Source organism: Janthinobacterium sp. NKUCC08_JDC (assembly GCF_019345575.1).
GTDB classification, from domain to species: domain Bacteria; phylum Pseudomonadota; class Gammaproteobacteria; order Burkholderiales; family Burkholderiaceae_D; genus Janthinobacterium; species Janthinobacterium aestuarii.
The window spans coordinates 141,092-154,749 of record NZ_JAHKQW010000003.1 but is presented as its reverse complement, the minus strand read 5'-3'; the positions used below and the strand labels follow the sequence as shown (position 1 = coordinate 154,749).

The 13,658-nt window shown below is 65.5% G+C and carries 16 protein-coding genes; 5 read left to right on the top strand and 11 right to left on the bottom strand.

Annotated features, from left to right (window positions below):
- Window positions 1-18: 18 nt before the first annotated feature.
- The gene (locus KO538_RS10585) at window positions 19-414 is read left to right on the top strand and encodes a helix-turn-helix domain-containing protein (protein ID WP_072454667.1); all 396 of its coding nucleotides are present in this window, start codon (window positions 19-21) and stop codon (window positions 412-414) included.
- On the top strand, window positions 396-755 hold the full coding sequence (locus KO538_RS10580) for a hypothetical protein (RefSeq protein WP_219328290.1): 360 nt from the start codon (window positions 396-398) through the stop codon (window positions 753-755). Before KO538_RS10585 ends, KO538_RS10580 begins: the two co-directional genes overlap by 19 nt.
- 4 nt (window positions 756-759) lie before the next feature.
- Here the strand turns inward: KO538_RS10580 and KO538_RS10575 are convergent, their stop codons facing one another.
- The 5 genes from KO538_RS10575 to KO538_RS10555 form a co-directional block, all read right to left on the bottom strand.
- Window positions 760-1,299, bottom strand: coding sequence for a gamma carbonic anhydrase family protein (locus KO538_RS10575; protein WP_219328289.1), 540 nt, complete (start codon window positions 1,297-1,299; stop codon window positions 760-762).
- 37 nt (window positions 1,300-1,336) lie between these two features.
- A complete protein-coding gene (locus KO538_RS10570) occupies window positions 1,337-2,068 on the bottom strand; it encodes a CPBP family intramembrane glutamic endopeptidase (RefSeq protein WP_219328288.1) in 732 nt (243 codons plus the stop codon).
- A gap of 85 nt (window positions 2,069-2,153) precedes the next feature.
- Window positions 2,154-3,332 (bottom strand): benzoate/H(+) symporter BenE family transporter, encoded by a 1,179-nt coding sequence (locus KO538_RS10565; protein WP_374106847.1) that lies wholly within the window; start codon window positions 3,330-3,332, stop codon window positions 2,154-2,156.
- Window positions 3,333-3,456: 124 nt separating this feature from the next.
- Window positions 3,457-4,926 (bottom strand): PLP-dependent aminotransferase family protein, encoded by a 1,470-nt coding sequence (locus KO538_RS10560; protein WP_219328286.1) that lies wholly within the window; start codon window positions 4,924-4,926, stop codon window positions 3,457-3,459.
- Window positions 4,923-5,873 carry a hypothetical protein gene (locus tag KO538_RS10555; RefSeq protein ID WP_219328285.1) on the bottom strand — a complete coding sequence of 317 codons (951 nt, stop codon included), beginning with the start codon at window positions 5,871-5,873 and terminating at the stop codon, window positions 4,923-4,925. The genes KO538_RS10560 and KO538_RS10555 overlap by 4 nt, the downstream gene beginning before the upstream one ends.
- A 148-nt stretch (window positions 5,874-6,021) precedes the next feature.
- Here KO538_RS10555 and KO538_RS10550 point away from each other — a divergent pair, with 148 nt between their 5' ends.
- Complete coding sequence (locus tag KO538_RS10550; protein ID WP_219328284.1) at window positions 6,022-6,459, top strand: META domain-containing protein; 438 nt, start codon at window positions 6,022-6,024, stop codon at window positions 6,457-6,459.
- Window positions 6,460-6,478: 19 nt separating this feature from the next.
- On the opposite strand, the gene KO538_RS10545 is transcribed toward KO538_RS10550, so the two are convergent.
- Window positions 6,479-6,898, bottom strand: coding sequence for a hypothetical protein (locus KO538_RS10545; protein WP_219328283.1), 420 nt, complete (start codon window positions 6,896-6,898; stop codon window positions 6,479-6,481).
- A gap of 132 nt (window positions 6,899-7,030) precedes the next feature.
- Between KO538_RS10545 and KO538_RS10540 the strand changes: the two genes are divergently transcribed.
- Complete coding sequence (locus KO538_RS10540) at window positions 7,031-7,741, top strand: HAD-IA family hydrolase (protein WP_219328282.1); 711 nt, start codon at window positions 7,031-7,033, stop codon at window positions 7,739-7,741.
- Here KO538_RS10540 and KO538_RS10535 read toward each other — a convergent pair.
- From KO538_RS10535 to ssuE, 5 genes are read right to left on the bottom strand one after another with little or no spacing between them, the layout of a single operon-like run.
- Window positions 7,698-8,525 carry an ATP-binding cassette domain-containing protein gene (locus tag KO538_RS10535; RefSeq protein ID WP_219328281.1) on the bottom strand — a complete coding sequence of 276 codons (828 nt, stop codon included), beginning with the start codon at window positions 8,523-8,525 and terminating at the stop codon, window positions 7,698-7,700. The two genes, KO538_RS10540 and KO538_RS10535, sit on opposite strands and share 44 nt — an antisense overlap.
- Window positions 8,526-8,550: 25 nt before the next feature.
- Window positions 8,551-9,342 (bottom strand): aliphatic sulfonate ABC transporter permease SsuC, encoded by a 792-nt coding sequence (ssuC, locus tag KO538_RS10530; protein ID WP_219328280.1) that lies wholly within the window; start codon window positions 9,340-9,342, stop codon window positions 8,551-8,553.
- A 1-nt stretch (window position 9,343) separates the two neighbouring features.
- The gene (gene ssuD / locus KO538_RS10525; RefSeq protein ID WP_070279091.1) at window positions 9,344-10,504 is read right to left on the bottom strand and encodes an FMNH2-dependent alkanesulfonate monooxygenase; all 1,161 of its coding nucleotides are present in this window, start codon (window positions 10,502-10,504) and stop codon (window positions 9,344-9,346) included.
- A 12-nt stretch (window positions 10,505-10,516) separates the two neighbouring features.
- A complete protein-coding gene (locus tag KO538_RS10520) occupies window positions 10,517-11,527 on the bottom strand; it encodes a sulfonate ABC transporter substrate-binding protein (RefSeq protein WP_034757203.1) in 1,011 nt (336 codons plus the stop codon).
- 24 nt (window positions 11,528-11,551) lie between these two features.
- A complete protein-coding gene (gene ssuE / locus KO538_RS10515; RefSeq protein WP_034757199.1) occupies window positions 11,552-12,172 on the bottom strand; it encodes an NADPH-dependent FMN reductase in 621 nt (206 codons plus the stop codon).
- Between the two features lie 254 nt (window positions 12,173-12,426).
- On the opposite strand from ssuE, the gene KO538_RS10510 reads away from it, so the two are divergent.
- A complete protein-coding gene (locus KO538_RS10510; protein WP_219328279.1) occupies window positions 12,427-13,641 on the top strand; it encodes an acyl-CoA dehydrogenase family protein in 1,215 nt (404 codons plus the stop codon).
- Window positions 13,642-13,658 lie beyond the last annotated feature (17 nt).

Here is a 13,658-nt window from a genome sequence, read left to right as displayed (position 1 = left end):
ACCCATCGCCTACCTACCATGGCCAGACCACGCAACTTTGACGAAGCGACCGTCACCAGCCAGGCTGCCGCCGTCTTTGGCAGCCTGGGCTACAACGCCGCGTCGATCGATGACCTGGTCAAGGCGACGGGTTTGCTGCGCGGCAGCCTGTACAAGGCTTTCGGCTCCAAACGCCATCTGTTTGAGCGCGTGCTGACACAAGCACTGCAGCCTGGCTGGCCGGCGCGGGAAGAAGCGGTCGATTTGCTGATCATCGCCTTGAAGGAACTGGCGCCCTCTGACGCCGCCATCACGGCGCTGTGCCGTGCCGCCGTACTGGACACGGGTGCCGATACGTCCCGCCTGCTGGGCGAACGCCTGTTAAGCCATCTGGATCAACCAACGAAGGAGACACCATGCCTAGCCTCGAATTGAACGACGATGCACTGACCATCCGCCTGGCCCTGTGGGAAAAACTGGCGTCCTTTCAGGGCAACCTGTGCATTCCCCTGCAGCATGTGCGTGGAGCCACCGACGATGACGGTTTCCGCGGCGCGGCCCTTGGCTTGCGCGCACCGGGCACCAACCTGCCGGGAGTCATTTCGGCAGGCACTTATCACAAGGGCGGAGACCGCCAGTTCGTCTTCATGACGCGCGGCATGCAGCCACTGGTCATCGAATTGCAAGGCGAAAAATGGGCGCGCCTGGTGCTGGGCGTGCCTGATGCACGCGCCATGGCGGCGCGCATCAATGCGCTGGCCATGGCGCCAGCCTGAAGCATCAGTCCGGTTCGCCAACCAGATAGTTGTTCTTCACGCGCACGTAGTGCTCGGCCGAATAGCGCAGGTAGGCGATTTCCGCTTCCGTCAGCGCGCGCACCTTGGCGGCGGGGCGGCCCATGTACAGGTGGCCGCTTTCCAGCACCTTGCCCGGCGACACCAGGCTGCCCGCGCCCAGCATCACGTGTTTTTCCACCACCACGTCATCCATGACGATGCTGCCCATGCCGATCAAACACTCGTCGCCAATCGTGCAGCCGTGCAAGATGACGGAGTGGCCGATGGTCACGTATTTGCCGATGGTCAACGGTGAACCGTCGGGCTTGGCCGCATTCCTGTGCGATACGTGACCCATGGAAAAGTCCTGGATATTGCTGCCTTCGCCGATGACGATGCGGTTGACGTCGCCGCGCAGCACGCTGTTGCACCAGATCGAGCAGTCGTCGCCGATCTGCACATCGCCAATCACTTGCGCCGTGTCATGCAGGTAGACGCGCTCGCCCACGACGGGGCGGGTATTCAGGTAGGAACTGACAGGCATCGCTTTCTCACTCTTCATTAAATTGAAACAACAGGATTCACACCCAGCCGGCGGCCAGCGCAAAAATCGCCAGGCCATGGGCCAGGGACGCGCCCAGCAAGCCGGCACGGCAATATACCAGCCCCGCCACCACGCCTTCGATCACGGTGAAGACGACGATGGGCGCACCCACCTGCGTGACGGTGGTGGCAAGAAAAGCGTGGCACAGGCCGAACAGCAGGCCCGACACCAGCGCCGCGCGCCAGGCCGGCAGCCAGGCGCGCAATTGCTGTTGCAGCAAGCCGCGAAACAGCAATTCTTCATAACAGTTGGCCGCCAGCGCAAAGCCCAGCAGCAAGGGTAGCAGCGATGGCGCGACGGGCGGCAGGGACGGCAAGCCAAACAACGCTTTCAAGCCCGCCGCCAGCGCGATGATCACGCAAGCGCCCGCCACGCCCAGCAGCACGGACAGGACCGGGCGCATGCCGAACCAGTGGATCTGGCGGCGCGCCTCGCTTTCCAGCCAGCACGTGCTGGCCACCAGCCCCAGCGACATGGCGCCCAAGGCCAGCAAGACCAGCGGCGGCGCCGTGAAGCGCAAACCGCCCGCCGCCACTTGCCAGTAGCCATGCGCCGTCATCGCGTCGCGCGCCAGCACGAAAAACACGATGTGCACGAGCACGCGCAGCAGCGGCACCATCCGCGGTACCGCCAGCAGCAAGGCGGCGCAGACGAGGAAGGCGGGCGTGATCGCCAGCAGATACTGCGCCAGGGAAGTCAGGTCGGCCATCGCTCACATCGGGAAAAGGACGGTGCCAACGGGCACGGGCGCAGCAATTGTATGCGGCGCCTGGCAAAATGGGCAAATATCCAGGCTATGCCGCCTTGCGCCCCCAATGCATCAGCCCGTGCGCCGCCAGTCCCGCCGCCAGCCCCCACAGGGCGCCGCCCACGCCCAGCAGGGTCACGTTCGCAGCCGTCGCCAGGAAAGTAATCAAGGCCGTTTCGCGCATGCGCACATCCGCCATGGCCTGTGCCAGGCTGTTGCCGATGGCGCCCAACAGGGCCAGGCCCGCCAGCGCCGTGATGAAGGGGCGCGGCAACACCATGAACAGGCTGGCCAGGGTGACGCCGAAGACGCCCACGAGGATATACAGCACACCGCAAGCCAGGCCCGCGACATAGCGCTTTGACGGGTCCGCATGGGCATCCTTGCCCGTGCAGATGGCGGCCGTGATGGCGGCCACGTTGAAAGCGTGCGCGCCAAATGGCGCCATGAGCAGCGAACCGAGTCCCGTCACCGTCAAGATAGGATTGGCGCTGACGTTGTAGCCGTCGTTGCGCAGCACCAGCATGCCGGGCATGTATTGCCCCGTCAGGGTGATCAGGAACAGGGGCAGCGCCACGCCCAGCAGGGACGCCACGGAAAAACGCGGCATCTCGAACACGGGCGCGGCCAGGGCCAGTTCGATGCCTTGCGCATCGATGCGCCCCTGCGCCAGCAGGAGGGCCAGGCCGATCAGCATGATGCCGACCACGGCAAAGCGTGCCGTAAAGCGGCGCAGCACCGCGTACGACAGCAGCAAGACCACCACCAGCACGGGATCGGCGCTGGCGCCGCCAAACGCGTTCACGCCGAACTGCAGCAGGATGCCGGCCAGCAAACCGGCGGCGATGCCGCCGGGGATCAGCCGCACGAGACGTTCGAAGGCGCCGGACATGCCCAGCAGAATGAAGGCGATGGCGGAAATCATATAGGCGCCGATCACCTCGGCATACGGCGTGTGCGGCATGACGGTGGCCAGAAAAGCCACGCCGGGCGTGGACCAGGCCGTGATGATGGGCGCGCGGTAGCGGTAGCTGAGCCAGATGCCCGTCACGCCCACGCCGATGCTCAGCGACCAGACCCAGGACGCCGTCTGCGCGGCGCTCAGCTGGGCCAGCTGGGCCGCCTGGAACACCAGCACGAAGGTGCCGCCATAGTTGACGAGGACGGAAATGAAGGCGGCCATGGCGGGGGACGCCAGGTCGCGCCAGCGCGCCCGGTCGGCCATGGCGGCGGTTGTAGTGGTTGTTGTCATGTATATGCCTCTGCCATTGAAAGCCAGCATATTAATGGCCGTATGGACTGCTGAAGCATGCCAATTCAAGCACATACAGCAGACCACTTTGACAGCATTAACCGAGCGCGCGGGCCAGGCGGACGATGCCGCTGTCGATCTCGTGCGGGGTCAAGGCCGCAAAGCCCAGCAGCCAGCCACCGCGCGCCGGCGGCGTCGCGTACAAGCGGCTCAGGCCCGGCAGCACGATGCCCGCCTGCGCCGCCAGGCGTATCGTTTCCAGCTCCACCCTGCCCTCGTGCAGCAGGCACGGCATCTGCAAGCCGCCCGGCGGCAGCTGCGCCGTGACCACGTGCGGCAGGTGCCGCTGCACGGCCTGCGCCATCGCATCGCGGCGCACGGCGTAGACCTTGCGCATGGCGCGCACATGCGCCGCAAAGTGGCCGTCGGCGATGAAACGGGCCAGTGTCAATTGGTCCAGTTGCGGCGTGTGACCGTCGAGGATGCTGCGTGCATGGGTCATCGCTTGCACCAGCGGGGGCGGCAGCACCATGTAGCCGATGCGCAGGCCCGGATACAGCGACTTGGCGAAGGTGCCCAGGTAAATCGTGCGCTGCTGCGTGTCGAGCCCCTGCACGCACGCCGTCGGCATGCCCGCGTAGTGGAACTGGCTGTCGTAATCGTCCTCGATGATCCAGCCCTGGCGCTCGGCCGCCCAGGCAGTCAGGGCCAGGCGGCGCTCGAGCGCCAGGGTGGCGCCCGTCGGGTACTGGTGCGACGGCGTGACGTACACCGTGTTGGCGCCGCTGCGGTCAGCCCGCAGGTGTGCGATGGACAAGCCATGCGCGTCGACGGGCACGGGCACGACGCGTAGCTGCGCCATCTCGAACGCCTTGCGCGCGCCGAAATAGCCGGGGTCTTCCATCAGGATCGGGCCATGTGCATCGGCCAGCACCTGCCCGCACAGGTACAGGGCCTGGCGCGTGCTGCTCAGTACCAGCACCTGGCCGGCCGTGGCCCGCGCGCCCCGCTCCAGGTTGACATAGTCGGCGATGGCCTGGCGCAAAGGCTCGGCTCCTTGCGGGTCGCCGTGCAGCAGCACATGGTGTTCGCTGGCCGCCTGGCGCCGCAAGCGCTCCCACACGTCAAGCGGAAAAGCCCGCGTTTCCGGCAAGCCCGTGGCGAAAGCTTTTACGGTCTGCTGGTCGGCCACGCCGCCGCTGGCGAGAATCTGCGCACCGCGCACGCTGAGCGCCACCGGCTGCGCCGGCATCGACAACGGCGCTACCGCCGGCTTGCCTAGCAAGCTCGCGCCTATCGTCGGCGAGACGAAACTGCCCGATCCCGCCTGCCGCTGGATATAACCGTCCAGGCGCAGTTGCGCGTACGCCATTTCCACCGTGTCGCGCGACACGCCCAGCGACTGCGCCAGCGCGCGCGTGGCCGGCAGGCGCAGGCCCGGTGCCAGCACGCCATCGAGTATCAGCTGGCGCAGCGCGCGCTGCACGCGCACGCGCAAATCGAGCGCCGCCAGTTCGGGCGCGGCGATGCGGATTTTCAGGGTGTCGAGTTCGAACTGCGGCGTCATGTGGCCTTGGCGCGCGCGGCATCCACGGCGGCCATGCTGCTGTCCAGCGAAAAACCGTGCTGCTGCAGCACGGCCACCAGCTGTTCGCCGGCGCAGCCCAAGCGCAGGTTTTCCGCCACCCAGTCTTGCCAGGCGGCGCCGATCTCCGGCATGGACTCGGGCGCCAACGTGAGGCCGAGTATGCATTTGGCCAGCAAGCCATTGATACGCTTCGTGTCGATCAGATGCTGCACGACCGCGTGGCCCGACTGGGGAAACGGGTGCAGGGTGCATTGACCATAGGCGGCCAGGCGCTGCGCGTGCATGGCGTCGAGGTTGACCGATTCGCTGGCGCTGGCGCCAGGGTTGGCCACATCCGGTCGGGCCGCGTCAGGCCGCGTGCCGAACACCAGGTGCAGCTGCGTATGCTCGGTTGCCCTGGCGCGGCACAGGGCAGCCAGGTCGTAGTAGCCGGAGGCTGGCGGGTCTTGCGCCAGCGACTCCATCACGGGCAGCCAGCGCAGCTCATGGTACAAGCGCGCCTGCTGCACGTCGAGGAAGGACAGCGGTCCGAAGGCGACGATCTGCTGCGCGTCCAGCAGCAAGCCATACATGACGGCCGCGTACGCGCCCATGGACTGGCCGACGGTCGTGACCTGGCTGGGCGCGATGCGGCGCACGAGATCGCGCAAGGCTTGCGCCGTCCCGTCGACATGGTTGCCCAGGCCAGCGATACGGCGGTGGTACCAGGCATTGCCCGAATCGCGCACGAGGATTTTGTTCAGGTGCTGGCCGCTAAGCTGCTCCAGCTTTCTCAGGCGCCCGTAAAAATCGAAGGCGGGACGCGTGGTCCACGAAACGAAGCCGAAGGCGATCACCAGCGGCGCGCCGGGCACGATGCGGTCGACCAGCACGTCGTCAGCAGTGGTGGCCACCAGTCGATTATCCAGCGCTTGCGCTTGCAGCATCGGCCCGGCTCCCCGATCAACGTTAAAAGAATAGAAAGCATGAGTTTAATGCCAGGACTGGCAAAATGGAAACAATGAACGCTGCCGTGCGCTGAGCGGCGCGAAAAACCTGCTAGTCTGCAGGCATTCCCCCTCACAGGAGCATCCCATGCCGCATCGCCTGAAATACCTTCCCCTCGCCGCCGCCATCGCCATGGCCGGTGGCTGTGCCGCCACCAGCGACAGCGCCAAGCCGAACGCCAGCCTGACGAATACCTACTGGAAGCTGACGCAGCTCGATGGGGCTCCCGTGGCGATGGCGCCGCAGCAGGAGCGCGAAGTGCGCATCACCCTTACCGCCGATGGCAAGGTCACCGGTTTCACAGGCTGCAACCGCGTCATGGGCGGCTATACGCTGGCCGGCACGGCCCTGCGCTTCACGCAACTGGCCGGCACGCGCATGGCCTGCCCGCCCCTTTTGATGCAGCTGGAAAGCGCCGTACTGACCAATTTGAACAGCGTGACGGGCTACCAGATCGAAGGCGAGAAGCTGATCCTGCTCAAGGATGGCGCGCCCGTGGCCAGGTTTGAATCGGTCTACCTGTAGGCTGTCATCCGGCAGCACGTCAGATGACCTTGAAGATTTCCAGCCCCCGCTGATTGCGCAAGCAGTACACTTGCTCAGATTGAAATGAGACGACAAATTTGCAGGGGCTCGATTCCACCAGGCAGGCAACGACTTCGCGCAAGGTGCTGCTGCAGGCATCGTATTCATCGCTGTTGTAGCGGAAATTGATCCTGTATTCCACCCGCCAGTCCTGCGGCGACGGCAGAAATTCGGCAAGCACGCAGTCAGGGCTGGCGCTTCCCATACCTTGCTCAATGCTCCTGATACGGACATAAAAACTCAGGCCCGACTCGGGGAACCAGCCATTGAAGCCCCTGTCGCTCGGCTCGACGTCCTGCGCCCCGCAGCGCATCAATACGTCGGTCAATACCCATTGCTCCAGCTGCGCATCCGCTTCCAACGAAAACTCGATTGCCACTATCTGTCCTTGTCCGTATCTTGCCGGCCACGATGACCGGTGCGCTGAATGTAGCACAGCACGCATATTGCGCTTTCACCTTACAATGGGCGCTTGCAAAAAAGCCTCGACCAACCCGCCTGGAAGGAAGCCATGTCCGCACTGCCCTCGCCGTCTTCATCCCCGACACCATCGGCCGCCGGCCGCTACCGCGCTTTTCTGTTCGACATGGACGGCACCGTCATCAATTCCATCGCCGCCGCCGAACGCATCTGGGGCACGTGGGCGCAGCGCCAGGGCCTCGACGTGGCGGCCTTTTTACCCACCATCCACGGCGCCCGCTCGGTCGACACCATCGCCAAACTGCGCTTGCCCGGCGTCGACGCGCAGCGCGAGTCGCAAGGCATCACGGATGCGGAAATCATCGATGTGGAAGGGATTATTGAAATCGCGGGCGCGCTGCGCTTTTTGGAATCGCTGCCGCCCGCGCAATGGGCCATCGTCACCTCGGCGCCACGCGCGCTGGCCACTGCCCGCCTGAAGGCGGCCGGCATGCCGATACCCGCCATCATGGTGACGGCGGAAGACGTCAAGGCGGGCAAACCAAAACCCGATTGCTATCTGCTGGCCGCTGAAAAACTGGGCGTGGCGCCCTCCGACTGCCTCGTGTTCGAGGATGCGTCGGTCGGCATCGAGGCGGGCGAAGCGGCCGGTGCGAAGGTCATCGTCGTCACGGCCACGCATGCGCATCCGCTGGCAACGCGCCACCCGGCCATCGTCAATTATGAAGCCATCGTGGCAAGCGTCGATAGCGACGGCTTTATTGTCCTGGCCGAGACGGCTGCAGCACGCGCGACAAGATAGCCTGCTCCAGCGCAGCGAAGGCCGCATGGCCGCGCTGTCGGGGGCGCGGCAAGTCCACCGGCACGTCCATGGTGATCTGGCCATCCTCGATCAGCAGCACCCGGTCGGCCAGGGCCACGGCTTCGGCCACGTCGTGCGTCACCAGCACGGCCGTGAAACCGCGCGCCAGCCATAGCGACTCGATCAGCTGCTGCATCTCGATGCGTGTCAGGGCGTCGAGCGCCCCCAATGGCTCGTCGAGCAGCAGCAGTTGCGGCTCGTGCACGAGGGCGCGCGCCAGCGCCACCCGCTGTTTCTGCCCGCCCGACAGGGCAGACGGCCAGTCGTCCGCCCGTTCGGCCAGGCCCACCGTCCACAGCGAGGCGGCCGCCGCACCGACGGAACGGGGCAGACCCAGGGCCACGTTGTCGAGCACCGTTTTCCACGGCAGCAAACGCGATTCCTGGAACATGATGCGGATGTCGGGCGCGCCCACGCCGCTGCCGATGGCAACCTTGCCGTCATCGACGCTTTCCAGTCCCGCGATCGAGCGCAGCAAGGTGCTCTTGCCGCAGCCGCTGCGTCCGACGATGGCGACGAACTCGCCCGCTTCCAGCTGCAGGTCGACGTTTTTCAGCACCGGACGTTCGCCATAGGCCTTGCTCAATTGCGTCAGCTCCAAAGGCACGCCGCGGCGCGCCAAGGGAGCTTGCGGCGCGGCCTTGGCCTGCGGCGCGCTGGCCGGGTCGTACTGCACGAAGTGCGACAAAAAATCCGTTTCGATCTGGATGGGGGCGAGCAGCATGGTGTCTTCCTTCGTCATTTCGTCACTATCGGTAAGCGGGATTCCATCGCAGGCAGTGGCGTTCCAGCCGGCGCGAGAACAGATCGGCCAGCTTGCCCAGCAAGGCGTACAACAAAATCCCCACCAGCACCACGTCCGTTTGCAAAAATTCGCGTGCATTCATCGTCATGTAGCCGATGCCGGCCTGCGCCGAGATGGTTTCGGCGACGATCAGCAGCACCCACACGAGGCCCAGCGAAAAGCGCACGCCCACCAGAATCGAGGGCATGGCGGCCGGCAGGATCACGTCGCGGTACAAAGGCCAGCCCGAGAGGCCATAGCTTTTCGCCATTTCGATCAAGCCCTGGTCGGCCGAGCGGATGCCGTGGAAAGTATTCAGGTAGACGGGAAAGAAGACGCCGACGGCCAGCAGGAACAGCTTGGCCGTTTCATCGATGCCGAACCACAGGATCACCAGCGGAATCAGGGCCAGCGCGGGGATGTTGCGCACCATTTGCAGGGTCGTGTCGAGCAGGGTTTCCGCGTGGCGGAAGCTGCCCGTCAATAAGCCCAGCAGCAAGCCCAGTCCCGCACCGACGGCGAAACCGACCGTCGCGCGCCACAAGCTCGTTTTCATGTGCAGCCACAATTCGCCCGACACGGCCAGGTGCCAGAACGCCTTCGCCACGGCCCACGGCTCGGGCAGGATGCGGCTCGACAGCCAGCCCCACTGCGCCGCCAGCTGCCAGGCCAGCAGCAGCGCCACGGGCAAGGCCCATGGCGCCAGCGAATCACGCCATGGCGCGGCGCGTGCCCGTCGTATGGAGCCGGCCGCCATCTCAGGCCGCCTTTTTCTGCGGCGCGGCAGGCACGATATTGCTGGCCATGACTTCGCCGAAGGGCCCCGTCAGTGACTGCTCACCCACGGCCTTGCCCTTGCCCAGCAGCGGGAACACCAGTTCGGCAAAGCGGTACGATTCTTCCAGATGCGGGTAGCCCGAGAAAATGAAGGTGTCGATGCCCAGGTCCGCGTATTCCTGCATGCGCGCCACCACGGTCGGCCCGTCGCCGACGAGGGCCGTGCCCGCGCCGCCGCGCACCAGGCCCACGCCGGCCCACAGGTTGGGCGACACCTCGAGCTTGTCGCGTCGTCCGCCATGCAGGGCCGCCATGCGCTGCTGGCCCACGGAATCCATCTTGCCGAAGGCCGCCTGCGCCTTGGCGATGATGTCGTCGTCCAGGTGGCTGATCAGTTCATCGGCCGCGCGCCAGGCCGCCTCGTTCGTTTCGCGCACGATCACGTGCAATCGGATGCCAAACCGGACCGTGCGGCCTTTTTTTGCGGCGCGCGCGCGGATGTCGGCAATCTTTTCCGCGACGGCGGCCGGCGGCTCGCCCCACGTCAGGTACACGTCCATCTGCTCGGCCGCCAGTTCATGCGCCGGTTCCGACGAGCCGCCGAAATACAGCGGTGGATACGGCTTCTGCACGGGCGGATACAGGGTTTTCGCGCCCTTCACCTGGATATGCTTGCCCTCGAAATCGTAGCCGGCTGCGCCGCCCTCGCCCGCCAGCGTGGCGCGCCACACCTTGATGAATTCATCGGAGATTTCATAGCGCTTGGCGTGGTCGGCAAACAGGCCGTCCGCTTCCAGTTCGCCCTGGTCGCCGCCCGTGACGACGTTGATCAGCAGGCGCCCGTTCGACAGGCGGTCGAACGTGGACGCCATGCGCACGGCCAGGCCCGGCGTGGACAGGCCGGGGCGGATAGCGACGAGGAACTTGAGCTTTTGCGTCACGCTGATCAGCGACGACGCCACCACCCACGCGTCTTCGCAGGAGCGGCCCGTGGGCAGCAGCACGCCGTCGTAGCCGAGCGTGTCGGCGGCCACGGCCACCTGGCGCAAATAATCGGCATCGACGGGACGCGCGCCCTGCGACGTGCCCAGGTAACGGCTGTCGCCGTGGGTAGGGATAAACCAGAAGACATTCAATGACATGGTATTCGTTCCTTATTTTGTGCTGGTGGCCAGCTGGCGCGCCGGCAGCAGCGCATCCTTGACGATGATCGGTTTGGGTATCAGCTTCAGTCCGGAAAACGCATCGGCCACCCTTTGCTGCGAAGCGATGACATCGACGGACACGGGCTTCACTCCATACGCATAGCGCGAGGCGGCCAGCGCCACGACATCCTTGCCCAGCCCCGTCTGTGCCGACAGGATCGTCGCCACTTCCTCCGGATTGTTGCGGCCCCAGTCATCGACCTTGGCTACTTCATCGAGCACGATGCGCAGGATCTCGGGATTTTTTTCCGCATACGTGCGCGAAGCCAGGTAGAACTGGTAGTTCGCCACCAGGCCCTTGCCATCGGCCAGCACGCGCGCGCCCAGCTGCTTTTCGGCGGCCGCCAGGAACGGATCCCAGATGGCCCACGCATCCACGCTGCCCCGCTCGAAGGCGGCGCGCGCATCGGCCGGCGGCAGGAACACGGGCTGGATGTCGGCGTACGCGACACCGGCCTTTTCCAGCGCTTTCAATAACAGGTAGTGCACGTTCGAGCCCTTGTTCAGGGCGATCTTCTTGCCCTTCAAATCGGCCAGGGTGCGCAGGCCGGATCCCTTGGGCACGACGATGGCTTCGCTGGCCGGCGACGCCGGCTCATTGCCGACGTAGACCAGGTTAGCGCCGGCCGCCTGGGCAAAGATCGGCGGCGCCTCGCCCACGGTGCCGAAATCGATGCTGCCCACGTTCAAGCCTTCCAGCAGCACGGGGCCGGCCGGAAACTCCGTCCATTTCACGCCCACGCCCTGTTCGGCCAGGCGTTTTTCCAGGGTGCCGCGCCCTTTCAGCAGGGTCAAGGTGCCGTATTTCTGGTAGCCGATACGCACCTGCACCTGGACCTCCCCTTTGGCCTGCGCCTGCGCCGCGGCCGGCATGCCGGCCGCCATCACGCCGGCAGCGGCGGCAAACAGCAGGCCCAGGGTGGTACGGCGCGAAAGTCGTTGTGCGTGGCGGTGTGTCATGGCAGTTCCTTGGTCGGTGAATAATCAGGCGGCTTGGTAGTGGGGCGCATACGGCTGGTCTTGCAGCGAACGTACGGGGTGCGCAATATCGGCTGGCGCGGGCGGACGCTGTCCCTGCAGCACGAACAGGCCGGTGGAGAGTTCCTCGATGCCGGCCTGCACACGGTCGGCAATCGGCGCGTCCAGGCTCAGGCCCCCTTCTTCATGCCACGCCAGCTGCTGCGCATTCGCATAGATGCTGGTGAACACTTGCTTGGCACCCAGCGCATGGAGCACGGGACGCAGCGCATAGTCGAGCGCCAGGGTGTGGGCATGGCCACCGCCCGTGGCCAGCGGCAGCACCAGCTTGCCGGCCAGGCCATCTTGCGGCAGCAGGTCGAGGAAGGCTTTCAGCAGCCCTGTATACGATGCCTTGTAGATGGGTGTGGCGATCACGATGGCGTCCGCATCGGCCACGGCGCGCACGGCGCGGGCGATCGCCGCATCGTCGTAGTCGGCCAGCAGCAAGGCGCGCGCCGGCAAGTCGCGCACATGCAGCTTGGCGTAGCTGTGGCCTTGCAGCGCCAGCTGTTCGCCGATATGCAGCAGCAGGCGGCTGGAACTCGATGGGAGTTGCGGGCTACCGCCCAATAACAAGATGCTCATGTGATGCCCGTCCCTGTAGGTTGTCGAAAGTGGCGTTGCTCGGATGCTTGCAGCCTATCGCCATCAGAAGCCCAGTAAAACGAATGCTTTCGCGCTTCGATATGCGTTTTTTGACTATCCGGGCCTGACGCCCCGCAAGCGAAGGCACTCATCCCCGCATGGCTTTTTTCGCATATCCATGCGCGGTTTTCTTCGTGTACGGCGCACGCGGGGCGGTGCAATATCGGCGTCATCGTCTTTCTGGAATCTCACTCATGTCTAGCGTTTTTCTCCATGCCGCCCGTCCCCAGCCGCCTGTGCCGGAACCCCTGCAGGACGCCATCAGCATCGCCACGTCGCTGGCCGCGCGCCTGGCCGAAACGGCCAATGCCCGCGACCAGGCCGGCGGCCATGCGGCGCAGGAACGCGAATGGCTGCGCGAGTCGGGCTTGCTGACTTTGTCGATTCCCGTGGAATTCGGCGGCCAGGGCGCGTCGTGGCCCCTCGTCTACCAGGTGATCCGCATCCTGGCGCGCGCCGACAGCGCACTGGCGCATGTCTTCGGCTTTCACCATTTGCAGCTGGCCGGCCTGCAGCTGTATGGCAGCGCGCAGCAGCAGCGCCGCCTGCTCACCCTGACCGTCGACGAGCGACTGTTCTGGGGCAATGCCTTGAACCCGCTCGACAAACGGGTCACGGCCAGCGACAGCGATGACGGCTTTATCCTCGACGGCATCAAGAGTTTTTCTTCCGGTTCCGTGGGGTCCGACTGGCTGACCGTCTCCGCCTGGCATGCGCCCACGCAGACGGCGCTGATCGCCGCCCTGCCCACGCGCCAGGATGGCGTCACCGTGCAGGCGGACTGGGACGCCTTCGGCCAGCGCCAGACGGACAGCGGCAATGTGCATTTCCACGGTGTCGCCCTGCCACGCGACCTCGTGCTGCAGGCGCCCGCGCAAGCGGCCACGCCGCAAGCGACCGTGCGCTCGCAGATCGCGCAACTGATCATGAGCAACCTCTATCTGGGCATCGCCGAAGGCGCGTTCGAGGCGGCGCGCCAGTACACGGACGAGCAGGCAAAAGCCTGGTTTGCCTCGGGCGTGGCCAAGGCAGCGGACGACCCTTTGGTGCAGCACCGCTATGGCCAGCTGTGGCTGTTGCTGCGCCCCGCGCAAGTGCTGGCCGACGCTGCGGCGCAGGAACTGGAAAAGGTGTTCCGCAAGGGCGCGCTGGTGACGGCGCGCGAACGGGGCTTGCTGGCCGTGGCCGTGGCCGAGGCCAAGTGCCTGGCGCACAAGGCGGGACTCGAGATCAGCAGCCAGATGTTCGAACTGACGGGTGCCCGTTCCACCTCGGCCCAGTATGGCTACGACCGCTACTGGCGCAACGTGCGCGTGCATACCCTGCACGATCCCATCGACTACAAGCTGCGCGACCTGGGACGCTTTGCCTTGACAGGCACGGTGCCCGAGCCGACCGCGTATTCCTGATTCACCCACCAAGGAGC